Source organism: Sediminicola sp. 1XM1-17, from assembly GCF_037203765.1.
GTDB lineage: Bacteria > Bacteroidota > Bacteroidia > Flavobacteriales > Flavobacteriaceae > Sediminicola.
The window spans coordinates 46,324-69,554 of sequence record NZ_JBBCAS010000009.1 but is presented as its reverse complement, the minus strand read 5'-3'; the positions used below and the strand labels follow the sequence as shown (position 1 = coordinate 69,554).

At 41.5% G+C, this 23,231-nt stretch carries 27 protein-coding genes; 7 read left to right on the top strand and 20 right to left on the bottom strand.

What is annotated here, in order from left to right; all coding sequences use genetic code 11:
• Positions 1-5: 5 nt before the first annotated feature.
• A complete protein-coding gene (rsfS, locus tag WAA86_RS13610; protein ID WP_337301564.1) occupies positions 6-383 on the bottom strand; it encodes a ribosome silencing factor in 378 nt (125 codons plus the stop codon).
• 93 nt (positions 384-476) lie between these two features.
• Between rsfS and WAA86_RS13605 the strand changes: the two genes are divergently transcribed.
• Positions 477-1,217, top strand: coding sequence for a biotin--[acetyl-CoA-carboxylase] ligase (locus WAA86_RS13605; RefSeq protein WP_337301563.1), 741 nt, complete (start codon positions 477-479; stop codon positions 1,215-1,217).
• On the opposite strand, the gene WAA86_RS13600 is transcribed toward WAA86_RS13605, so the two are convergent.
• Both WAA86_RS13600 and pyrE read right to left on the bottom strand, forming a co-directional pair.
• Positions 1,214-1,606: an SRPBCC family protein gene (locus WAA86_RS13600; protein WP_337301562.1), complete on the bottom strand. Its 393-nt coding sequence runs from the start codon at positions 1,604-1,606 to the stop codon at positions 1,214-1,216. The two genes, WAA86_RS13605 and WAA86_RS13600, sit on opposite strands and share 4 nt — an antisense overlap.
• A 6-nt stretch (positions 1,607-1,612) precedes the next feature.
• Complete coding sequence (pyrE, locus tag WAA86_RS13595) at positions 1,613-2,254, bottom strand: orotate phosphoribosyltransferase (protein WP_337301561.1); 642 nt, start codon at positions 2,252-2,254, stop codon at positions 1,613-1,615.
• Positions 2,255-2,261: 7 nt separating this feature from the next.
• Between pyrE and WAA86_RS13590 the strand changes: the two genes are divergently transcribed.
• Positions 2,262-2,849, top strand: a complete 588-nt coding sequence (locus WAA86_RS13590; protein ID WP_337301560.1) for an NUDIX hydrolase — start codon at positions 2,262-2,264, stop codon at positions 2,847-2,849.
• Here WAA86_RS13590 and WAA86_RS13585 read toward each other — a convergent pair whose 3' ends face one another.
• From WAA86_RS13585 to WAA86_RS13565, 5 genes are all read right to left on the bottom strand, one after another.
• Positions 2,850-4,613, bottom strand: a complete 1,764-nt coding sequence (locus WAA86_RS13585) for a M14 family metallopeptidase (RefSeq protein ID WP_337301559.1) — start codon at positions 4,611-4,613, stop codon at positions 2,850-2,852.
• A 69-nt stretch (positions 4,614-4,682) separates the two neighbouring features.
• Complete coding sequence (locus WAA86_RS13580) at positions 4,683-5,087, bottom strand: response regulator (RefSeq protein ID WP_337301558.1); 405 nt, start codon at positions 5,085-5,087, stop codon at positions 4,683-4,685.
• Positions 5,074-6,924 (bottom strand): PAS domain-containing sensor histidine kinase, encoded by a 1,851-nt coding sequence (locus tag WAA86_RS13575; RefSeq protein ID WP_337301557.1) that lies wholly within the window; start codon positions 6,922-6,924, stop codon positions 5,074-5,076. The genes WAA86_RS13580 and WAA86_RS13575 overlap by 14 nt, the downstream gene beginning before the upstream one ends.
• A gap of 276 nt (positions 6,925-7,200) precedes the next feature.
• Positions 7,201-7,659, bottom strand: coding sequence for a pantetheine-phosphate adenylyltransferase (gene coaD, locus WAA86_RS13570; protein ID WP_337301556.1), 459 nt, complete (start codon positions 7,657-7,659; stop codon positions 7,201-7,203).
• Between the two features lie 30 nt (positions 7,660-7,689).
• Positions 7,690-8,670 carry a D-alanine--D-alanine ligase gene (locus WAA86_RS13565; protein WP_337301555.1) on the bottom strand — a complete coding sequence of 327 codons (981 nt, stop codon included), beginning with the start codon at positions 8,668-8,670 and terminating at the stop codon, positions 7,690-7,692.
• A 143-nt stretch (positions 8,671-8,813) separates the two neighbouring features.
• Between WAA86_RS13565 and WAA86_RS13560 the strand changes: the two genes are divergently transcribed.
• The 4 genes from WAA86_RS13560 to WAA86_RS13545 all read left to right on the top strand — a co-directional run bounded on the left by WAA86_RS13560 (position 8,814) and on the right by WAA86_RS13545 (position 11,739).
• Positions 8,814-9,413 carry a PASTA domain-containing protein gene (locus WAA86_RS13560; protein WP_337301554.1) on the top strand — a complete coding sequence of 200 codons (600 nt, stop codon included), beginning with the start codon at positions 8,814-8,816 and terminating at the stop codon, positions 9,411-9,413.
• 3 nt (positions 9,414-9,416) lie between these two features.
• The gene (locus tag WAA86_RS13555; protein ID WP_337301553.1) at positions 9,417-10,448 is read left to right on the top strand and encodes an RluA family pseudouridine synthase; all 1,032 of its coding nucleotides are present in this window, start codon (positions 9,417-9,419) and stop codon (positions 10,446-10,448) included.
• 105 nt (positions 10,449-10,553) lie between these two features.
• Entirely contained in the window at positions 10,554-11,315 is a 762-nt protein-coding gene (gene yaaA, locus WAA86_RS13550; RefSeq protein ID WP_337301552.1) for a peroxide stress protein YaaA, read from the top strand.
• 52 nt (positions 11,316-11,367) lie between these two features.
• A complete protein-coding gene (locus tag WAA86_RS13545) occupies positions 11,368-11,739 on the top strand; it encodes a hypothetical protein (RefSeq protein WP_337301551.1) in 372 nt (123 codons plus the stop codon).
• A gap of 1 nt (position 11,740) precedes the next feature.
• Here the strand turns inward: WAA86_RS13545 and WAA86_RS13540 are convergent, their stop codons facing one another.
• Positions 11,741-11,869, bottom strand: a complete 129-nt coding sequence (locus tag WAA86_RS13540) for a 30S ribosomal protein THX (protein WP_337301550.1) — start codon at positions 11,867-11,869, stop codon at positions 11,741-11,743.
• A gap of 170 nt (positions 11,870-12,039) precedes the next feature.
• Between WAA86_RS13540 and WAA86_RS13535 the strand changes: the two genes are divergently transcribed.
• Positions 12,040-12,714: a uracil-DNA glycosylase family protein gene (locus tag WAA86_RS13535; protein WP_337301549.1), complete on the top strand. Its 675-nt coding sequence runs from the start codon at positions 12,040-12,042 to the stop codon at positions 12,712-12,714.
• Positions 12,715-12,751: 37 nt separating this feature from the next.
• On the opposite strand, the gene WAA86_RS13530 is transcribed toward WAA86_RS13535, so the two are convergent.
• From WAA86_RS13530 to WAA86_RS13480, 11 genes are all read right to left on the bottom strand, one after another.
• On the bottom strand, positions 12,752-12,892 hold the full coding sequence (locus tag WAA86_RS13530; RefSeq protein ID WP_337301548.1) for a hypothetical protein: 141 nt from the start codon (positions 12,890-12,892) through the stop codon (positions 12,752-12,754).
• A 111-nt stretch (positions 12,893-13,003) separates the two neighbouring features.
• Positions 13,004-14,386 (bottom strand): FAD-containing oxidoreductase, encoded by a 1,383-nt coding sequence (locus WAA86_RS13525; protein ID WP_337301547.1) that lies wholly within the window; start codon positions 14,384-14,386, stop codon positions 13,004-13,006.
• Positions 14,387-14,616: 230 nt separating this feature from the next.
• Complete coding sequence (locus WAA86_RS13520; protein ID WP_337301546.1) at positions 14,617-16,113, bottom strand: M20/M25/M40 family metallo-hydrolase; 1,497 nt, start codon at positions 16,111-16,113, stop codon at positions 14,617-14,619.
• 111 nt (positions 16,114-16,224) lie between these two features.
• The gene (locus WAA86_RS13515; protein WP_337301545.1) at positions 16,225-16,440 is read right to left on the bottom strand and encodes a hypothetical protein; all 216 of its coding nucleotides are present in this window, start codon (positions 16,438-16,440) and stop codon (positions 16,225-16,227) included.
• Positions 16,441-16,475: 35 nt separating this feature from the next.
• A complete protein-coding gene (gene trpA / locus WAA86_RS13510; protein ID WP_337301544.1) occupies positions 16,476-17,237 on the bottom strand; it encodes a tryptophan synthase subunit alpha in 762 nt (253 codons plus the stop codon).
• 13 nt (positions 17,238-17,250) lie between these two features.
• The gene (gene trpB, locus WAA86_RS13505) at positions 17,251-18,435 is read right to left on the bottom strand and encodes a tryptophan synthase subunit beta (protein ID WP_337301612.1); all 1,185 of its coding nucleotides are present in this window, start codon (positions 18,433-18,435) and stop codon (positions 17,251-17,253) included.
• Positions 18,436-18,447: 12 nt separating this feature from the next.
• Positions 18,448-19,116 carry a phosphoribosylanthranilate isomerase gene (locus WAA86_RS13500; RefSeq protein WP_337301543.1) on the bottom strand — a complete coding sequence of 223 codons (669 nt, stop codon included), beginning with the start codon at positions 19,114-19,116 and terminating at the stop codon, positions 18,448-18,450.
• 18 nt (positions 19,117-19,134) lie between these two features.
• Positions 19,135-19,923: an indole-3-glycerol phosphate synthase TrpC gene (gene trpC, locus WAA86_RS13495; RefSeq protein ID WP_337301542.1), complete on the bottom strand. Its 789-nt coding sequence runs from the start codon at positions 19,921-19,923 to the stop codon at positions 19,135-19,137.
• 49 nt (positions 19,924-19,972) lie between these two features.
• Positions 19,973-20,968 (bottom strand): anthranilate phosphoribosyltransferase, encoded by a 996-nt coding sequence (gene trpD / locus WAA86_RS13490; protein WP_337301541.1) that lies wholly within the window; start codon positions 20,966-20,968, stop codon positions 19,973-19,975.
• 104 nt (positions 20,969-21,072) lie between these two features.
• Positions 21,073-21,645, bottom strand: a complete 573-nt coding sequence (locus WAA86_RS13485) for an anthranilate synthase component II (protein WP_337301540.1) — start codon at positions 21,643-21,645, stop codon at positions 21,073-21,075.
• A 55-nt stretch (positions 21,646-21,700) separates the two neighbouring features.
• The gene (locus WAA86_RS13480; RefSeq protein WP_337301539.1) at positions 21,701-23,098 is read right to left on the bottom strand and encodes an anthranilate synthase component I family protein; all 1,398 of its coding nucleotides are present in this window, start codon (positions 23,096-23,098) and stop codon (positions 21,701-21,703) included.
• Positions 23,099-23,231: the final 133 nt, after the last annotated feature.

Here is a 23,231-nt window from a genome sequence, read left to right as displayed (position 1 = left end):
TTTTTTTACTTATTAAAACTACTTTCAATAGCGGTTACTTTCGCATCGCCCCATAAACCTTCAATATCATAGTATTCCCTGGTTTGCTTTTGGAAGACATGTACCACAACATTGACGTAGTCCATTAGGATCCACTCCGAATTGTCGGAACCTTCAACATGCCAAGGCTTATCCTTCAAGGCTTTACTAACAGTTTTTTGGATTGAGTTGACGATCGCATTGACATGCGTATTGGAAGTACCATCACAAATTATAAAGTAGTCACAAACTGTGTTCTCAATTTCTCTAAGATCGAGGATGTTTATATGGTTTCCTTTAACTTCTTCTATTCCGAATAAAATTGAAGTGATTAATTCATCTTGACTAACTTTACTATTCTGCATTCAAAAATTTTATATTCTACAAAGTTATTATTTTTTTGTTTTTTTAGCTATTGTTTTTAACATAAGATTGTGCATGATAACAACATCTAACAAATGAATATAATCAAACTTAATGCCACGGAATCCACAAATGCGTACTTAAAGGAACTATTGGCAGAAGTTATGGTGAAAGACTTTACAGTTGTCGTGGCCCACGAACAGACCAAGGGGAGGGGGCAAATGGGGACGACTTGGGAGGCTGAACCCGGTAAAAACCTGACTTTTAGCGTGTTGAAGAGGTATGAAGGGTTTGAGGTTGCACACCAATTTATGATCAATGTTTTGGTATCCATGGCGCTTTATGAGCAGTTAAAGAAGCTCCAGGTACCCGATCTTAGTATAAAATGGCCAAACGACATTCTGTCAGGTCATCACAAAATTGCTGGCATCCTTATTGAAAATATTCTTTCCGGCGATAAAATTCAGGCTTCGGTCATAGGTATTGGGCTAAATGTGAACCAAATTAATTTTAACAATCTTCCCAATGTGTCTTCTTTGAAGTTGATTTTGGGTAAAAATTTGGAATTGGATGAGCTGTTGCTGTCCATCATGAAAACCATGGAGGAAACATTTGCACTTTTGAAGTCCAAAAGGACGTTAATGAGAGATTCCCTTCTGGAACAGTATAAAAAGGTGCTTTTTAGAAAAGACAAGCCTTCCACCTTTAAAAATCAGGACGATGAGCTGTTTATGGGTTTTATCACCGATGTTTCCCTGGAGGGCAAGCTTATCGTGACCTTAGAGGACGATATCAAGAAAGAATTTGATCTAAAGGAAATTAAATTGATGTATTAAATTTTGCGAAGGTTATCGGATAAGGTCCCCATAAAATTGGTGATTGGGGTTTTTATCATCATGGCCATCATGGCATTGAATTCACCCTCAAAACTTAGGACAACATCGCTCTCATTGGCTGAAATAGCGATGATATCGGCGGTCAACGTGAATGGAAGTTTGTCGCTGGCAGCACCAAGGATCACCTTGTTATGAGGGTTTTTGTCCTTTAGTTTCAATACTATTTCGGGCATGCCCTTTAAGGCAAATAGAAATTTATCCTCTCCCAAGACTTCAAACTTACTGATGTTTTCGGGCATCAGCTTTTCAAAGTTTTTGATATCCAGCAAAAAATCATAGACTTCTTTGTCGCTTTTTGCTATTGTTTTTTTTGGAGTTTCTATATGCATATCATGTTATATTTTCCATTCCGCTGGATTGTTTTTCCATGCGAGAAGGGTATTCATTTGTGCTTCTTTGATATAATTGGTATCTGAGGCCTGTTTGATCAGATGGTCGTAATCGCTCAGTGTATGGAGCTCAATGGCTTTCTTTTTAAAGTTTTCCGTGGCCACAGAAAAACCATAGGTAAAAATGGCTATCATACCCTTCACGTTGGCACCACTTTCCTTAAGGGCGTCCACGGCATTTAGACTGCTTTTTCCAGTGCTGATGAGGTCTTCAATCACGACAACATTCTGATTGGGTTCCAAATAACCCTCAATTTGGTTTTGTCTCCCGTGCGATTTCGGCTCCGGTCTTACATATATAAAAGGAAGTCCCAAAGATTCTGCCACCAGCATTCCAATACCTATGGCGCCAGTAGCCACACCTGCTATCACATCTGGTTTTCCATACAGGTTTTCTACTTGTTTGGCCATTTCATCCCTGACATAATTTCTGATGGCGGGATAGGACAGAATTATTCTATTATCGCAGTAGATTGGAGATTTCCAACCAGAAGCCCATGTAAATGGATTTTCAGGTGTCAACTTTATTGCATTAATTTGCATCAAAAGCTCTGCTGTTTTTTTTGCGGTGTCTTTATTTAAAACCATGACGCAAATGTATAAAGTTTTTGTTAATGAGTCTGCTCTTATTTTAACAAATAAACTATCAGAAACAGCCAACAGCAAATATTTTTTGCTGAATGGCAAATCTGTTAAAGAGGCCATTGATGCGTTGGCAAAAAATAAAATAAGCGAAGCTTATATCTATCATCCCAATCACGAGGAAATCCTTAAAAAGTTCACCAAAAAAATACCTCTGGTAGTAGCAGCAGGAGGGGTTGTGACCAATAAGGAGGGGAAAGTGCTTTTTATTTACAGGAATGATAAGTGGGATCTGCCGAAAGGAAAGGTAGATAAGGGTGAAACCTTGCCAGATGCCGCCATTCGCGAGGTTGAGGAAGAAACAGGGGTAAGTGGACTGAAAATCGAGAACTTTCTTAGGACCACCTACCATGTATTTAAAAGAAACGGTACATATAAACTAAAGGAGGTTCATTGGTACGCCATGCGTACGGCCTATAAAGGACCACTGATTGGCCAGGCCGATGAAGGTATCGTAAAAGTTAAATGGAAGGGGCCCGAAAAAATTAAAAAGGCCCTTCAGAACTCTTATACCAATATCAAAATACTTTTCGAGGATTAACTATTTGGTCACAATTCCGCTGTCCTTTAACAAGCGGTACACCGGATATTGCATATGCGCGGCTTCATAATATTTGGAATGGGTAAATAGCCAATCCAGTTGTGCATACCAATTTTGTGCAAAATCTGGTTCCATTTCCTTCCTGAGCTGAAATTCCGCATTCAAAGCTGGGTTCTCCCGTAACATTTTTAGGGCTTCATCTTCAAAAACGTAAGGGGAAAATCCTTCTTTTCTGCTTAAAATAGCATCAAAGAAGTTCCAGTTGAAAAAGGAATCAGCTGCTTCGGGCTCCAAGGTTTCCAATAGATACCTCATGCCTGGTTGGTTAGTGGGGACCAGATAATCTCCCTGAGAAAAGGTAATGGTATCCAATTTTTTTGTGATTGTTGTCCCATAATGTGGATAATGACCTTCATAAGGGCGCTCATAGGTGTTATAGGCGGCGATTTTATAGGATTCTACCGATAGGGTGGTGTCCTGTTGCAGGGTTTTATAGTCAATCTGGTTTTTGGCAAGAAGGTCAACTACTTTTGTCCAGCCTTTCTTTATGATATAGGCTTTGGGGACCTCTACAATTACTGTGGGTTTGTAACGGTCCCGGTAGGTCACTGCTTTTGTAAAAGGTCTGTTTCTGTCGTATTTTAAGCGGGGAAATCCAGTGACCTCACTAATAAGGGTGTCCGCTTCAAAACCTTTGAAATTTAAGGTCCTAAATTTGGTAGTGTCTATTTCCCATTGCAAGGGATAAGAGTTCATTTCCAGTTGTTTGGAAAATGCCAACTCTCTTATTTCCTTTATTTTTTCGGTATCCGAATCTGCTATTTCTATCATCTTGACCATGAGTTGGTAAGTGCCCTCCACCCTTTTTTTGTAGGGTTTGAGCATATGGGTTTCGACCATCATTCCAAGGGTGTTCCATAAGGTTGTGTAACCGGTGGAATACCTGGGCGAATCCATAAATTGTGAAAAACCTTTTTCAGGTACTTCATTGAACACGTTTACATATGGAGTAATATCCCAGTTTGATGCTGCCAGAGATTTTTCTAGCTTGGGTCTCAGTTCCATGTTCAAATACCTCCCTATATCTCCGCCAAGCTTATTGTGCTGGGTAAATAGATGGGTAAGGGTGTATTGATAGTCAGCACCATTGCTTACATGGTTATCTATAAAGATATCCGGTTTGACCAAATGAAAAATTTCTGCAAAGGTTATAGCGTTTTTGGTATCCGATTTGATAAAATCCCTGTTGAGATCATAATTTTGGGCATTCCCTCTAAAGCCATAGACCTCCGGACCATTTTGATTGGCGCGTGTTGTGGAGTTCCTGTTTAGGGCACCGTCTATATTATAAATGGGTATGGTGGTAATGACCGTATTTTTTGGAGGATCTATTTTTTCCACGGCCAAATCTCGGAACAAGTTCATGGTAGCATCGATCCCATCACTTTCTCCAGGGTGGATGCCATTGTTGATCAATATGATGGTCTTGTCCTTGCCAATCTTTGCAAAATTGAAATCACTGTCCATATTATAGGTTACAATATGCAGTGGTTTGCCACTATCGGTCTCCCCTATGGTCTGAACATTGATGGCCGGAAACTCTTTGGCCAATTGCATGTAAAAATCTATGACCTCTTGGTAGGTAGCGGTTTGGTTGCCATTCGATTTTTCAAATGGTGTGGGATATTCCGCTATTTTGTCTTCTATTTTTTTATCACAGGAAAGTAGGAGGCAAAGGATAGAAAAGACTAAAAAATATCTCATTTATTTGAATTAATAACGGACATCATCAGCAATGTCCTGCCAAAATTAAGCAAATTATAAGTTTAAAGGCTAAGCGGCATTTGTTATTTCTTCAATTTCATTTCTGCGAATAGGTTTGGTCTTGTATTCTATGGTGTGGTGTGTCCTTGATTTAAAGGTTTCCGACTTTTGTTTGTCCGAGGGGTCTATAGAGGAGGTGACAATGTTTATGAAAACTTTTTTGTCCAATTTTAAGGTTATAAATTCTTCCAAGAACTGCCATCCATCCATAATGGGCATGTTGATATCCAAGAAAATTATACTCGGAATCTCCTTGTTTTCCCTGATCATTTCCCGAATGCCTTCCAAGGCGAGCATTCCATTGCCATAAGTGAAGATGTTTTCACAATCTACTACAGATCCAAGCATTTTTTTGATACCAAATACTACAATTCGATCATCGTCTATGATGCAGACAGAATTAATTTTTTTCATTGAAATGTATGTTAAAAGTGGTGCCTACGCCAACCTCACTAGTGGTAATTATTTTTCCATTCATGGCCTCTACCTGATTCTTTGTGATATATAGGCCTATTCCTCTGGCATCGGTATTATTGTGGAATGTTTTGTACATGCCAAATAGTTTGCTGCCATATTTTTTAAGATCGATGCCAAGCCCATTGTCAGTTATACTCAGGACCATATAATCTTGGTTTCTTTTTGCTGTCAACGTAATAACCGGGGACCTGTCGGGGTCCTTGTATTTGACGGCATTGGTCATAAAATTCATCAAAATGCTATCCAGATAAGCAGGTATGGCCCTTACATATATGTCATCTGAGATGTTATTGATTATGGTGGCGTTGTTGTTTTTTAAAAATGCCAGAAGATTTTGCTGAACTCCCTCTATTTTTGAGTTTAAATGGATCGGGTGTTTGCCCAGGTTGACATTGGTGTTAATGGCCACCACTTCATTTAAATTGTCCAAGGTTTCCAATAGATTGTCTGAGGCGTCGGTCAACATATTGACTATTTTAAGCTTTTCCTCTTCATCGGTCTCATTGACCAAAAAATCCAATAACATGGAAAAATTGGCGGTGTGAGATCTGAGGTTATGGGAAACGATATGGGCAAAATTGATCAGTTTTTTATTCTGTAGGGAAGTCACATTGATCAGATCCCTTAGTTCTTCTTCTTTTTGCTTTAGTTTGGAAATATCCAAACTGAATCCAACCAAAGCATTTGCTTTCCCATCGGGTCCCTTCAAGGGAATTTTTGAGGTCAGAAAATAGGTGGCCTTGCCATCTTTGGTGATATTAACCGTTTCCTTGCCAATGATTGGTTTCATGGTGTTGAGGACCTTTAGATCCTCGTTTCTTGAAATTTGTGCAATCTTTTTATCATAAAGGTCAAAATCACTCTTGCCCAACAGTTCTTTGGGATCTTTCGCTCCCAGGTATTCGCATTCCGATTGATTGACCAATATTTTTCGGGATTCTAGATCTTTAATGTATACGTTAAGGGGCAGATTGTCCAATACGGTACGAAGGAGTTCTTCGCTTTCTTTGGTCTTTGCCTCTGCAGTTACTATTTCCGTGATATCCTGGCATGTTCCAATAAGACCAATGAAAACACCATTTTTTTGTATAGGTTGGCCCGCAGCCAACACCCATATCTCTTTGCCCTTTGCGGTTACCAATGGAATTCGGCCACTTACCTGTTCTCCTGTGCTTACGGCCTTACGGACCATATTGGCAATGGTTTCTCCCCTATAGCCTTCCTTGTAAAAGGTGTGGCCCTTCTCAATGGAAGGAATGTAATCCATGGGTACCTCGTGGATGGCCTTGGTAATATTGCACCAAAGAAGTTCATTTTTTTCGGCATCGTATTCCCAGTGGCCAATTTTTCCAATTTCAGATTTTTCCTTGAAGAGCACTTCGAGTTTTTCCAGCTTCAATTCGTTCAAAATCCTTTCGGTGACATCCTCGGTGCTCAGTATAACACCAATGACATTTTCCTTGTCATCATACCACGGGATATTGGACCATTCGAACCAGCGTTCTGTGTTGTCCTTGTCTATAATTCGCTCTACATGAGCCTCGCTGTGATTTCCCAAAAGGCATCCATCAAGTGCTTTTTGCCATCCTAGACCTACGCTTGAAAATAGTTGGTGCAGGGTTTTGCCAAAAACTGTGGAAGGATTGAAATCAAAATAAGATATCCATTTATCCGAAGCATGAACTACCTCGAACTTGGTGTTCACAAAAACCGTTGCACCAGGCAATTGCTTTATGAGGTAATTATTGGATTGAACTTGGGACTCCCGCAGCATGTAGTTGAAATTTCTTACTAAAGTAAACGGATTTTACGTCTTGACTAAGAGTTTGTTGTGAATCGGACCAAACTAGTGGTGTTGGCACCTAATTCTAAGGTGTACTGTCTTGAAAGATCGATGATTTGCAGGAAAATACTACATATTCCTACTTGTGGTTCAGTGGTATTAGGTTTGCAATTGGGCTGATATCCACAGTATTCAACTAGAGATAACATCTAAAAAAAAGACTCCAACAGGCCCTTTTTTAAGGCGGTCAATATTTTTAGGTTTGGATTATTTGCTGACCCTAACACTATCTGGTACCAAACCGGTATAATCCCCACCGTTTCTGATCACATCCCTTACTATGGAAGAACTTATATAGGATTTGCCGGAAGATGTCAATAGAAAAACGGTCTCAATTTCGGAGAGTTTACGATTGGTATGCGCAATAGCTTTTTCAAATTCAAAATCACCGGGGTTCCGTAGCCCACGTAAAATAAAGCTGGCATCTATTTTTCGACAGAAGTCCACCGTTAAGCCCTCATAGGTCATTACCTTTATCTTTGGCTCATCCTTAAATGCTTCTTTTATGAATTGTGTTCTTTCTTCCAAGCTGAACATATACTTTTTGTCGGCATTGATACCTATAGCTATAACAAGTTCATCAAAAAGGGTGATCCCCCTATGTATGATGTCATAATGGCCTAGGGTAAGTGGATCAAAGGAACCTGGGAATATGGCGCGTCTCATTAGGGTTGGTTTTGCAATGTTTAAAGGTACTTATTTTTCTTTAAGGGCCTCCATGATAGCGCTCTCAAAGAGCTCGGGCAAGGATATCCCTGCGGCTCTGGCCTGTTGTGGCAATATACTTTCTTCTGTGAGGCCCGGTGTTGTATTCATTTCCAACATAAAAGGTTTGTCCCCCACAAAGATGAATTCACTTCTGGAGAATCCCTTCATTTTAAGGACTTCATAAGCGCGCTTTGCCGCTTCCGTCACCTTCTTTTCCTGTTCCTTGGAAATTCTGGCAGGCGTTATTTCTTTGGATTTGCCTTCGTATTTGGCCTCGTAATCAAAAAAGTCGTTCTCCGTAACGATCTCTGTAATGGGCAAAACCTTGGTCTCTCCTTTATAGGTGATGACACCTACGGAAACTTCAGTCCCATCAAGGAAACTTTCAATGATGATCTCATCATCCTCCTTGTATGCTTTTGTTATGGCTTCGGAAAGGTCTTCCTTGCTGTAAACTTTGGAAATTCCAAAGCTACTACCGGCCTTGTTCGCCTTTACAAAACAGGGTAGACCAACTTTTTTGACAATTTCATCTTCATTGATCGGATCTCCCAAATTGAGGTAATATGATATGGCAGATTTGATGCCATAAGGTTTCAGGACGCTCAAAAGGTCCCTTTTGTTAAAGGTCAGCGCGGCCTGGTAATAATCACAAGAAGTTTGTGGGATTCCCATCAATTTAAAATAACCCTGCATCAATCCATCTTCCCCTGGGGTACCGTGAATGGCGTTAAAAACACAATCGAACACCACTTTGCCGGTAGGCATGTCCAAGGTGAAATCATTCCTGTTGATGGGATATTCATCTTGATTTTCATTTATGTGCACCCATTTGTCCTTGCTGATGTGGATGGGATAGGCATTGAATTTATCCTTGTCCAAATATGTATAGACAACCCCTCCACTCTTAAGGGATATTTTATATTCGCTGGAATACCCGCCCATGATAATGGCTATGTTCTTTTTCATCTTTATTGTGCTATGCTTTTTATGATGGATAGGTGTATTTCTTGAGTCAATATACACTTAGGCCAACAAAACAAATATCATTTTTTTAAAGTAAAGAAAAAAGCTTTGGGTTTCATATATTTGTTGGGATTATTAAATAAATTATGATGGGTTTTTTCCGTTTTTTGGGAAGTAAGGTTTTTCTTAAACAACTGGCGTTGGCCGTATTGGTTTCAGTGGTGTTGGTCTTTGGAATCATGCAGTGGTTGAAAAGTTCAACCAATCACGGTGAATTCGTCACTGTTCCCGATCTGTCAAAACTGTCGGTTTCTGAAATGAGAAATGTGATTGAGCAGAACAATCTAAGATATGAAGTGTTGGATTCGGCGAATTACGATCCGGAATACCCAAGATTTTCCATTATAGAACAAGATCCTCCAGCTGGTAACAAGGTGAAGTACAACAGGAAAATTTACGTTACCGTAAACCCTTCTGGCTACAACAAGGTCACAGTTCCTGATATTATCCAAAATTCCATCCGTAATGCTACCTCTAAATTAAGGGCAGTAGGTCTTGATGTGCAACGTATCACCTATATCGAGGAATTGGGTAAGGATATGGTCTATGAGATAAGATTTAAAGGGAAATACATCAAGCCAGGGGACCAATTGCCAAAGACTTCCAAAATTGAGCTTGTCTGTGGAAGGGGAGAAATACCAGAAAGGGCAATCATAAAAGATGAATCTGAAGAATTTGAAGAATAACATATGGAAGAGGTACATGGGCCAGAATTGAATGATGATGAGTTATTTGAACATTATAAATTTGTCGCCGGAAAAGGACAGGTTCCGCTAAGGGTAGATAAATTTCTAATGAATTTTATTGAAAATGCCACGAGGAACAAAATCCAACAAGCTGCCAAAGAAGGGCATATCTGGGTAAATGATTCCATTGTAAAGTCCAATTACAAGGTAAAGGCTGGGGATGAGGTACGCGTAATGTTCGAGCATCCGCCTTATGAGTTTTTATTGACCCCCGAAGATATCCCGTTAGAAATCGTTTATGAGGATGAAGTACTCTTGGTAGTGAACAAACCTCCGGGAATGGTGGTGCATCCCGGTCACGGAAATTATTCCGGGACTTTGATCAATGCACTGCTGCACCACATTGAGTCCTTGCCCTTGAACAGTGATGAAAGGCCTGGGCTGGTACACCGTATAGACAAAGATACTTCCGGACTCTTGGTGGTGGCCAAAACAGAGGCCGCTATGACGCATTTGGCCAAACAGTTTCATGACAAAACCTCGGAAAGGGAGTACATTGCACTGGTTTGGGGAAATGTGGAGGATGAAAGTGGTACTATTGAAGGCCATATTGCCAGAAACCCTAAAAACCGACTCCAGATGGAAGTTTTTCCTGAGGGCGATCAAGGTAAGGAAGCGGTGACCCATTACAAGGTGTTGGAGCGTTTGGGCTATGTTACGGTCATCTCCTGCAAGCTGGAAACGGGAAGGACCCATCAGATCAGGGTACATTTAAAGTATATTGGACACACCCTGTTCAACGATGAGCGTTATGGGGGCGAGAAAATATTAAAGGGAACCACCTTTACCAAATACAAGCAGTTTGTTGACAATGCATTTAAGATTTTGCCAAGGCAGGCACTTCATGCCAAGACCCTTGGTTTTGTTCATCCCGTGTCAGGAGAATTTATGCGTTTCGACTCTGAGATTCCAGAGGATATGGCAAATTGTATAGATAAATGGCGTCAATATGCCAAGCATAGCCAGGAAGAATAAATTTCATCGATAATATCATTGAAAAGTCCATTTGGATTACGGTGCTTCCTTAGAGGGAAGACCCTATTTTTACCGTTCGTTTAGGAATTTTAATTTAAGCAAGGAATGAAAATTGTAGTATCACCAGCAAAATCGCTCGATTTTGAAAGTGAATTGCCCACGGATAAATTTACGCAACCAGTCTTTTTGAAGGAAGCCGAAACACTGAATGCGGTATTGGCGAAAAAAAAGCCAAAAGCCTTATCCAAATTAATGGATATTTCGGATAATCTTGCCGAATTGAACTGGGAAAGGAACCAAAAATTCAGTATTCCATTTACCAAGGAAAATGCAAGACCTGCAATCTATGCCTTCAGTGGGGACGTTTATCTCGGTATGGATGCCTATTCACTTCCAGAAGGGAAGCTGCAGGATTTACAGGATAAGCTTAGAATTCTATCCGGACAATATGGTATTTTAAAACCGTTGGACCTGATGCAGCCTTATCGTTTGGAAATGGGCACCCAATTAAAAGTAGGGAGCAAGAAAAACCTTTATGATTTTTGGAAAAAACAGCTGACGGCTCACCTGAACGAAGAATTGGTGGACAATGAACTGTTTGTGAATCTGGCCAGTAACGAATATTTCAGTGCCTTGGATAAAAAGGCCCTCAAGGTCCCCGTGATTACTCCTATTTTTAAGGATTGGAAGAATGACAAACTCAAGGTGATCAGCTTTTTTGCCAAAAAGGCAAGAGGATCCATGGTGCGCTTTATTGTAGACAACAATGCTGAGACTCTGGAAGATATCAAGGCATTCAATGTAGATGGTTATGCCTATAGTGAGCAGTTCACCGAAAATGTTCAAGAACCCGTTTTTGTACGATAATATATCCTTCCAAAAAACGTTTATTATTTGATACTAATTTTTAAATGATCAAATGATGGGGAAAGTAATTTCAGCGGTATTACTTGTTGTGTTGGTTTGTTTGGGTTGTAGTGATAGGGATGACTCCGTTACCATGGCCAATATCAGGGTAAAGAACGTAAGTGCTATAAATTTTGATTCTGTACAGGTCGGTGGAGAGGACAAGATCCATGAGAATGTGGCGCCCAATGGGTTTTCCGATTATTTGGAATATGAAACAGCCTACACCTATGACTATATTAAGATAACCTCGGGAGAAGAAGGTGTTTTTATTCTTCAACCGATCGATTTTGTTGGGGAGACTCCGCTTTCACCTGGTTTTTATACTTATGAACTCAATGTGTTGGAATCTGGAGAAGTACAGTTGAAGTTCGTGGTCGACTAGGTTATTTCTTTTTGTCAATTTTGATTTTTTCCTCAACGGTTGGGCGTTTTTTAATTTTGCGTTTTCTTCTGGCCCCATAGGAATTATTTGAAATTTTACCTCTTTTGGATTTGATATCACCTTTACCCATAATTCATTTATTTTAGATTCTTAAAATTAAAGAATTCGCAGTTCAAGGTCAAGCTCATACCATTATTTTTTTGGCGCTCATACCCGTAAACCTTATAGTCGTTTTTGGAATTTTCAAATTTAATCAAACGGTTACTTGTATAGTTGGGAAGGATTTTCTTATTTGATCCTATGAAACCTTTTTTGCATACACATCCTTACGAACCTTTTTTGTTTGAAGGGGTCACAAAATTGATTGTAGGTACGCTACCCCCACCTAGATTTACCACTGGGGATCTTAAGGAAGGGGATGTGGACTTTTCCTATGGGAGCAGAGATGGACAATTATGGCCCATCTTGGACCGTATTTTCAATCTGAATCTGAAATTTGAGACTACCGAGGAAGCTGCGGCGCAACGGAAAAATTTTTTGATTGATAGGGGAATCGGTATTTGCGATATTGTGGCCAGTTCAGAACGCTCCAAAATTGACGCCTCTGATTTGGGAATGCAAAAAATCCGACTAAGAAATGTTCTTGGGGTGCTCCATAAATATCCTAAGGTGCACACCTTGCTTTTTACCGGGGGAAATAGCAAGAATGGTCCGGAATATTTCTTTAGAAGGCACTTGAACGAGCATGGTTTGCTTTTGAAACAAATTTCAAATGAAGTGCCTCGGATCCACGAATTCAAATTACGCACAAAAATGGAGGAGGAAAGGACCATCAGAACAGTTTCCCTTACCGCCCCATCGGGTGCGGCCAACAGGGCCGTTGGAAGCTTGGCATTTTATAAGGAGTTGAAAAAGAAAGACCCGAAATTCAATACCATTGATTTCCGGGTCTTGCAGTACAGTCAATTTTTTTGATAAAGGATTTCCTTTTGGTAGGAAAAACACTTAAAAATTACTTCTTATTCTGTTGGTCTTTTATAGTGGGTTCCTCAATATCAAACTTGTTGGTTTCAATATTGGTGTTTCCCGTTGGATTGGTTGGATTTTTTTGTTCTACTGTTCTCTTAATTCTCTTATCGTCTATAATTCCCATGTCATGTGTGTTTTAAGATTCATAGTCAATATACTATAATAGTTGGAAAATCTCCGTTAACATTATTATAAATCTAAGTTAGGGAATGTTAAAGGGCCATTTTCAGATTAATCATTGCTCCAAAGGCTTCAAGGCCCCCAATAATGTTGGCAACAGTTCGCTTACCGTAGGATGTATTTGAACAGAATCCCGGATAACGGTATAGGGTTGCTTGGCAGTCATGATGTTGAGGATACCACTGATGACCTCGTCACCTCCAACCCCCAATATGGAGGCTCCCACTATTTGTTTGGTCTCAGCATCTACAACAACACGCATAAATCCTTCTGTTTCCCCTTTCTCTTTGGCCCTGGCAATTTTGCTCATTTCTCTTTTGGCCACCAATAGGTTTCTACCCGTTTTTATGGCTTGGGCCAAGGTCAATCCGGCACGGCCCAATGGGGGGTCTACAAATAGACCATAGGTCAGGATCCGGTCTGAAACTTTTCTGTTGCCTCCCTCTAATTTGTTGTTGACGATGATCTCAAAATCATTGTATGCTGTATGGGTAAAGGCTCCTTCTCCGTTGCAATCGCCAAGGGCATAAATACCGGGAACGTTGGTCTCGAGATGATCATTTACTTGAATAAATCCTTGGTCGTTGGTTTTTATTCCCGCCTTATCCAAGTTCAGCGTATCTGTATTGGGAATACGGCCTATCGCCAAAAGCACATGGGTGCCAATGACTTGGGGCTCACCTTGATTACAGTTGACATTGACGCATATTTTGCCATCATCCAATTTCTTGGCACCAAGACAGGTGGCTCCGAGACGAAAATTCACGCCTTCATTTTCCATGGTTTCCTGGATAGATCTTGAAATATCGTCATCTTCCCGGTTTATGATGTTGCTATTTTTTTCAACGATGGTCACCTCACATCCAAAACGTTTGAACATCTGTCCAAATTCCAGACCGATATAGCTGCCCCCTATAATAACAAGGTGTTCGGGGAGGGAGGTGAGTTCCAAAATACTTTGATTGTCCAACGGCTCCACGGATTGATATGCTTCGGGTATTCTGGGTCTACCCCCAACATTGATAAAGATCTCATCAGCTGTAAGCGTAAGTCCATTGACAAGAACGCTCTTTTCTCCAATAAAGGAAGCAGTACCGTTAAAGTAGGTGATGTTTTCATTTTCTTCCACCCCTTTTTCTATCCCATGTACGCCATCTTGAACCAGTTTGTCTTTTCGCGCTTTAACCTTGCTTAAGTTTGTTTTGGAGCCAGCAGGAATATCAATGCCCAAGGCATCCCCATTATGGGTATCATACATTCTTCGGGCACTGGCCACATACGCTTTGGTAGGGGTACATCCGGTATTCAGACACGTTCCGCCAAAGTGTTCCTTTTCAACAAAGGCAACCTTCATGCCTGTATCGGCTAGTTTAAAAGCCAAGGGGGTACCGGCCTGACCGGATCCTATGATAATGGCATCAAATTTCTTCGTTTCCATAAATCTTATTTTATAATGGTGATTCCAAAGCCTTGTAGAGATGTGCTACTATAAGCGTGTTTCTCTAAAGATAAGATTTATGGTGCATATAGATGGATCCTAGCTGCGATTGCGTCAGCCTTTGTGGCGTTAGGGGCATAGGGCAAGTATTAGGGATAAAAAAAGCCTCCAATTGAGGAGGCCATCTTTTCATTTATTGTGAATATGCTAATGTATCTACAGATTGGTATTTATAGTTTTGGTGTGCTCAGTAGGCTATAAAATGTCTCTATGCCATAGGCAATCTGACCAATCCTTAAATTTTCATTGGGACTGTGTTGGTTGTTGTCCGGGTTTACCATGGGTACTATAAAAGCTGGGATCTTGAGTTCGTTGATAAAAGGGGCAATGGGAACCGTCCCGCCCATTATGCGTATTTGTACAACCTCCTCTTTAAAGGTGTTCCTCAAGGTTTCTACCAAAAATTTACCATATGGATTATTCAAGTCTGTCCTGAAGGCATTGGTCACGGGCCCTTCGGTAATGGTCATTATTTTGTTATGCGCCATGCGCTCTTCCTTCGTAGGGATTTTGGCGGTCACAAAATAACCCTGTTTTTCAACATGTTTCTTAACCAGATTTTTAAGGCGTGTTCCGTCGCTTTCCGGAACCAGTCGGATATCTATTTCGGCAGTGGCACTTTCGGGCACCACCGTACGTGCTTTCTCACCTATCCAAGCTGAGCCCATACCCCGGATATTCAGGGATGGATATTGGAGGGCCTCTTGGTAAAAGCTGCCAACTTTTTCCGGTGTTTTAATCTGTAGGTTGTTTTTGATTTCCGTTTCATTGTCAGGTACACTTTTCAAAATGGCCATGGTGGCTTCATCCAAGGTGATACCGTTGTAAAATCCTTCAATGGTCACTTTGCCATTCGTATCCTTCATACTGGCAAGTACTTCGGCCAATTGAAAGCCTGGATTGGGTGCATAATTACCATAGTGTCCACTATGCTGTGGTTTCTCCGGGCCATAGGTGGTCAAGGAGAGGGTTGTGATTCCCCTACAGCCATAGATCACGGTAGGTTTACCTGAATTATGTACCGGCCCATCATTGATAACCAAAAAATCGGCCTTCAATAACTCTTTGTATTCCTTGACAGCTTTTGCCAATGGGGCGCTACTTTTTTCTTCCTCACTATCCAAGATAACTTTGATATTGTAGGGAAGGGCTTTGTTCTCTTTTTTCAAAAGGTCTATGGTATTCAAGAACATGACAATTGGTCCCTTGTCATCGGATGTGGATCGCCCAAACAACCGCCAATCGTAATTGATATCTTCATTGAGCTCGTCAAAAGAAAGATTTTTCCAACCATTGCCATCAGGTGCCTTTAGAACAACCTGATAGGGGTTGGGCTGGTCCCATTTGGAAGGATCCACAGACTGCCCGTCAAAATGCATGTAAAATAGAATGGTGGGCTTGGAGTCCTCCATGGGGAGGGCCGCAAAAAAAAGGGATTCTCCTTCTGTAGGCAGGACGGAAGTATTAAAACCGCGTTCGTTGAATTTTTTGGTAAGCCATGTAATGTTCCTATTGATATCTGCGTGTTCCAAGGCGTCGTTGGGTATGGCAACAAAATCCCTAAGTTCATCGATAGTGTGCCTAACGCTCGATTTCAATAGCATGGCCTCTTGTGCGGAAATGGCTGAAAATGCAAGTAAAATAAGGGGAAGTAGAATTTTTTTCATGAAGTTTCAGATGAATTATAAAAAGTTAAATTTAGGGAATACTTTTATAATAAAGGTAAAGGCCCGACTACTTTTATGGGGAATAAAAAGGGAGCCGTTACAGCTCCCTTTTTATTTTGTTTTTAGTTTTAAAAAGACCAATCTCAATAGTAAAATAAAGGGGAAACCATGTAATAAAACATCGAACCAATCCATGGGTTGCATGCCCGTTGCACCGCCCATCATCCATTTTAACTTTCCCCATATGTGGGGTTCCGGGACAAAGGGGGCCAACCCTATGGTCAGGCATAAAAGGATCACAATTTTCCAGTTGTTGATGACGTCCATTTTGGTAACCTAATTAAAATAATGTTGTTTGATCCTTAACGGATGGCCTTAATAAATGAATCAATGCCATTCACCCCATTTTTGGTCACATGTTTGATAAAGGCAGATCCTATGATGGCACCCTTGGCCTTTTTGGTGGCCTGTTTAAAGGTTTCCGAATTGCTGATCCCAAAGCCCACAATTTGAGGATTTCTCAGGTTCATATCGGACACCCTGTTGAAATAATCTTCTTGGGTATTTCCAAAGCCATCCTGGGAACCTGTGACACTTGCGGAACTGACCATATAGATAAATGCGTTGGAGGCCGTATCTATTTGTTGGATGCGTGCATCGCTGGTTTGCGGAGTGATCAGGAAGATATTGGCAAGACCATGTGCTTTGAAGATATGCTCGTATTTGTCCTGATATACATCCAAGGGCAAATCGGGCATGATGATACCGTCTATCCCAATTTCTTGACATTTTTTACAGAAGGCCTCAACGCCATATTGGAGCATAGGATTAAAATACCCCATGATGATCAAGGGAATGGACACTGTTTTTCTAATATCCTTTAACTGTTCAAAAAGCAGGGAAGTGTTCATCCCATTTTTAAGAGCCTGGGTAGAACTTGCCTGTATGGTGGGGCCATCTGCCAATGGATCGCTAAAAGGCAACCCAATTTCTATCATGTCCACTCCATTTTTCTCTAGGTCCTGAATGATTTTCACGGTATCGTTCAATGCTGGGTAGCCAGCAGTGAAATATATGGAAAGTAACTTATCGTTACCCTGTAATTTTTGATTAATTCTGTTCATCTTGTAGGTGCTACTAAGCCAAGTTAAAATATTTGATGTAAGTGTTCAGGTCTTTATCGCCACGGCCAGATAAATTGATGACCACCACATCATCAGGGTTGAACTTTCTGTGTTCAAAAATGGCCAGGGCATGGGAGGTTTCTATGGCGGGGATGATGCCCTCCAATTTGGAAAGCTCCAATCCGGCATGCATGGCATCATCATCCGTGATCGAAATAAATTCTGCCCTTCCCGTTTTGTAAAGATGGGCGTGCATGGGTCCCACCCCGGGATAATCCAGTCCTGCGGATATGGAATAGGGTTCTGTGATCTGTCCGTCCGAGGTCTGCATCAATAGGGTTTTGCAACCGTGTATGATGCCTTCCTTGCCCAGGGCGGAGGTTGCGGCACTTTCTCCGGTGTCCACACCTTTTCCAGCTGCCTCTACGGCAATAATCCCAACTTCCTCCTCATGTAGGAAATGATAGTAGGTCCCAGCAGCGTTACTGCCGCCTCCAATGCAGGCAACCACATAATCCGGTTTGTCTTTTCCTTCCTTTTCTTGGAGCTGCCATTTGATCTCTTCGGAGATTACCGCCTGAAAACGGGTCACCATATCGGGGTAGGGGTGTGGGCCGATAGCGGAACCGATAATGTAATGGGTGTCCACAGGATTGTTGATCCAGTCCCTAATGGCCTCATTGGTAGCGTCCTTTAAGGTTCTGCTCCCGGACATGGCAGGGCGTACTTGGGCACCTAGCATTTTCATTCTGGCCACGTTGGGTGCCTGACGGGCAATATCTATCTCGCCCATATAAACGATGCATTCCATGCCCATAAGGGCACAGACTGTGGCAGTGGCCACTCCGTGCTGACCGGCTCCAGTTTCCGCAATGATACGGGATTTGCCTAAGCGTTTGGCCATTAAGATCTGCCCGATGGTATTGTTGATCTTGTGTGCCCCGGTGTGGTTGAGGTCTTCCCGTTTCAGGTAGATCTTGGTATTGTACTTTTCGGATAGCCGCTTGGCAAAATACAGAGGCGTGGGCCTGCCCACATAATCTTTCAGTAATTGGTCAAACTCTTCCTTGAATGAAGGTTCGGACATGATCCGCAAATAGTTCTCCCTTAGATTTTCTACGTTCGGATAGAGCATTTCCGGAATATAAGCTCCGCCAAAATCTCCGTAATACCCTTTTTCATCCACGTTAAATGTCATCGTATCCATTTTTTATTTACGTAATAATTGCACAAATTTATTGAGCTTGTCAAATTGTTTCAGACCTGGTTCCAGTTCAAACTTGCTGTTCACGTCAATGGCGTAGCAATATTTGGATTCTGGGCCCTCCAGGAATGTCGTTATTTTATCGATTTCTTCCAATCCTATACCCCCGCTCAAGAAGTAGGGTTTGGTGGAAGGATAATTCTTGAGGACCTGCCAACTGAAGGTGTATCCGTTGCCTCCAGGTAATTTTCCCTTTGTGTCGAATAAGAAATAATCACAAACAGCTTCATAGTCGGCCAAGATTGAAAAATCGAAGTCATCCAAAATGGAGAAAACCTTTATGATCTCTAAATTGCCTCGCTTTTGTATAGTGTAATTTTCTTTCAGGTCCTTACAGAATTTGGAAGTTTCCTTTCCATGTAATTGTACTGCCTGCAGATCAAATTCCGAAACTTTCTGAAGTATTTCGTCCATTTTGGCATCCACAAAAACACCTACCCTTTTAATGTCGGACGGTATGGCACCCATGTCTCCGCTAAAAGCACGCTTGGAGGGTTCCCAGAAAATAAAGCCCAAGTAATCTGGCGCTGTCTTGGCGACGGCTTCCATATTATCTGCATATTTCATCCCGCAGACCTTGAGTTTGATAACCTGATTTTTGGGTGCGTTTTTCATATTGGTTTTGTCTTTTCCTTACTTCCCTTTTAAGGCGTTAATAAAGCGATGGGCATGTGTACCTGGGCTGTCCGTTTTCATAAAATTTTCCCCGATCAGAAATCCTTTATAGCCAAAGTCCTTTAAATCTTTGATGGCTTCGATGGTACTTATACCACTCTCGGAAACTTTTACAAATTCATCAGGAATAATGGCCGATAAATTTTTGCTGGTTTCCAAACTGACATCAAACGTTTTGAGGTTCCTATTGTTGACCCCCAACATATCCAAACTGGGCATGATGGATTTGTGTAATTCTTCCTCATTGTGTACTTCCAATAGAACATCGAGGTTCAACTGTTTTGCAAACTGGGAGAGGGCTTTGATTTCTTCTCTGGACAATATTGCCGCGATCAATAAAATGACGTCTGCACCATTGGCTTTGGCTTCCAAGATCTGATATTCATCAATGATAAATTCTTTCCGGAGCAAGGGCATGGTCACAACGGCCCGTGCGATTAGTAAGTCGTCCATAGACCCACCAAAATACTTCCCATCGGTGAGTACAGACATCCCACATGCGCCTGCCAATTCATAACCGGTGGCTACGTCCTGTACATTCAGATCCTGATTGATAACGGATTTGGAAGGTGACCGGCGTTTATGCTCGGCGATGATACCTGTTTCACTTTGTTTTAGTGCATTTGCCAAGGAAACCGTTGGCCTTTCAAATAGGACCGAGGCTTCCAATTGGGAGGTAGGGATGATCAATTTCTTTAAATCGACCTCCTTGCGCTTATCAAAGACTATTTTATCTAATATGTTCATTTGTTCAAAAGACCGCCCTTTGCAAAGCGGGGATTTCTATTTATTGTTTTTATTGGGCACTAATGGCCTGTATCTTTTTTAGGGCTGCCAATCCTTTTCCGGAAAGCAGGGACTCCTTGGCCAGTTCAAAGCCTTCCTTTGGACTTATATTTTTTACGGTGGCTATGGCCACTCCTGCATTGGCACAAACTACGTTGTTCTGTGGTTCCGTACCCTTGCCCTGCAGGACATTAAGAAAAATTTGGGCCGACTCCTCAATGGAGTGCCCACCTACTATGTCTGCTTGTGCAATGGTATCCACACCAAAATCGGAAGGTTTTAGCATGGTTTCCGAATGGTTGGATATGGTTTTTGTATTCCCGGTCAAAGATATTTCATCATAGCCGTCCAAGGCATGTAATACGGTAAAATTAATATCGGTTTTTTGGTAAAGGTAACCATACATTCTGGCGAGTTCGAGATTAAAGACACCTACCATTTGGTTTTTTGGAAAAGCGGGATTGACCATAGGACCCAACATATTGAAAAATGTCTTCACGCCCAATTCCCTTCTTATGGGAGCCACATTTTTCATGGCCGGGTGGAACAGGGGAGCATGCAGTACGCATATTCCGGCTTGTTCTATCGTCTTTTCAAGGAAGTCAGGGTCATTGCTGAACTTGATCCCCAAAAACTCCATGACATTACTACTGCCACAGGTAGAGGATACCCCATAATTTCCATGTTTGGTGACATTGATCCCGGCTCCTGCCGTCACAAATGAGGATAATGTGGAAATATTGAAAGTGTCTTTCCCGTCCCCACCGGTCCCGCAGAGATCAATGGGGTTATAGGCAGAAAGGTCTACCGCCAGACAAAGTTCCAATAAGGCATCCCTAAAACCTTCCAATTCTTCAATGGTAACACTTCTCATCATATATACCGTGAGGAATGCCGCAATCTGGCTGGTGTTATAATCCCCTTTGGCAATGTTCACCAAAACCTGTTTTGCATCCGATTTGGAAAGGACGTCGTGGTTGATCAATCTATTTAAAATCTGTTTCATTTTCTTTTCTGTTGGAGGATATCAATGGACAGGATATGTATGCTGTCCATCAGGATCCTTTGATAATTGTACGATAAAGTAAGGGTCATGCTGATCTTGCTAAATCAGTTAGCTTCATGTTCAACCCAGTTCCTCAACATTTTCTTCCCTTCCGGAGTCAATACCGATTCAGGATGGAACTGGACGGCGCACACATCGTACTCTCTATGTCGCAGGGACATGATTTGTCCATTTTCATCTAGGGAAGTAGCCTCAAGGGACGCAGGAAGGTTTGTGTTTACCACCCACGAATGATATCGGCCCACTTCAATCTCCCTAGGCATATCTTGGAAAAGGATATCGTCTTTTATGATGTTGATCTTTGTTGCGATACCATGGTAAACCTGTTCGAGATTGTCCAAAGAACCACCAAAGACTTCCGCTATAGCCTGTTGTCCCAGACAAACACCAAAGATACTCTTGGTAGGGGCATAAGAAGCAATGATCTCCTTTAGCAAACCAGCTTCATCTGGAATACCAGGACCTGGGGAGAGCACTATTTTATCATATGGTTCAACGTCATCAAGGCTCAATTGGTCGTTTCTTTTTACGGTCACCTTACAATCCAAATCTTCCAAATAATGTACAAGATTGTAGGTAAAGCTATCGTAGTTGTCTATTACTAGTATTTTTTTCATTTCCTGTTTTGCTATTCCGATTTGCAACGGATGGGTAAACTTTTTCTCTAAACTTTTATATGGTTTCCGCTATTTCAAGTGCCTTGGTCAATGCACCCAATTTATTATAGGTCTCCTGCAATTCGTCATCAGGATTGGATGCCGCAACCAAACCTGCCCCTGCCTGATAGTGCAGTTCGTGGTTTTTGCTCAGGAAAGTCCTGATCATAATGGCGTGGTTGAAATTTCCATTGAAATCCATAAATCCTATGGCCCCACCGTAATAGCCCCTATTGGTCTTTTCGTACCTGTCTATCAACTGCATGGCCATATGCTTTGGGGCGCCACTCAATGTGCCAGCCGGGAAGGTGTCGGCTACCACTTTCATGGTGGGCGTATCCTTTTTCTTTTGTCCGGTGACCTTGGACACCAGATGGATCACGTGTGAAAAGAATTGTACTTCCCTATAGTTTTCCACCACCACATCTGAGCCATGTCGGCTTAGGTCGTTACGGGCGAGATCTACCAACATCACATGCTCGCTATTTTCTTTGTCGTCCACCTTTAATTGTTTGGCAAGTACAGCATCTTGCTCGTCATTGCCCGTTCTTTTGAAAGTACCTGCGATAGGGTGGATTTCTGCCTTCCCATCCTTAACAATCAATTGGGCCTCGGGAGAGCTTCCAAAAATCTTAAAATCACCATAGTCAAAATAGAACAGATATGGAGAGGGGTTGATGGAACGCAACGCCCTATAGACATTGAATTCATCTCCTTTGAACTCCTGTGAAAACCTTCTGGACAGGACCAATTGAAAGACGTCTCCCCGCTGGCAATGCTTTTTTGCCAATGCCACCTGTGCTTTGTATTCCCCATCTTCTAAATTGGAAACGGGATCTCCTGATTTTGAAAAGTTAAAGGAAGCGAAGTTTTTGGCACTTAGAATTTGCTCTAACTCCGGGATGTTGTTCTCTGTTTTATGACAATGTGCAAAGATATAGGCTTCGTTCTTAAAATGGTTGATGGCAATGATATTCTGATACACCGCATAATAAATATCGGGAATAGAAATGCTATTGTCCTTTTTGGTAAGGTGTAGATCCTCAAAGTAACGTACCGCATCATAGGCCATATAACCGAACAAGCCATTGTTTATAAACTTGAAGCCATGGTTTGGGGCATCGAATTTTTTGCTGAAATCATCCAGGATTGCCGGAATATCAGTATCCTTGGCAATGGCAATTTTCGTTGTGGTCCCATCTGGGAAATGCTGCACCACCATTTCGTTCTCCACCTTAATAGAGGCAATGGGATTACAGCAGATATAGGAGAAACTGTTGTCGTTGGCGTGATAATCACTACTTTCCAGTAAAATGCTGTTTGGAAACCTATCCCTGATCTTAAGATACACACTAACAGGGGTAATGGTATCTGCCAGTATTTTTTTATAATGGGTAACTAATTCGTATTTCATGGGTATTCTCAGTTTTTATGTCCCTCGATGGTTTTAAGTCAAAATGAAAAAAGGCTTGTCGTGATGACAAGCCTTTTATATAGTATAACTACAATGATGCTCTGCTCACGACGTTGTTCGTAAGTTTTTCCAC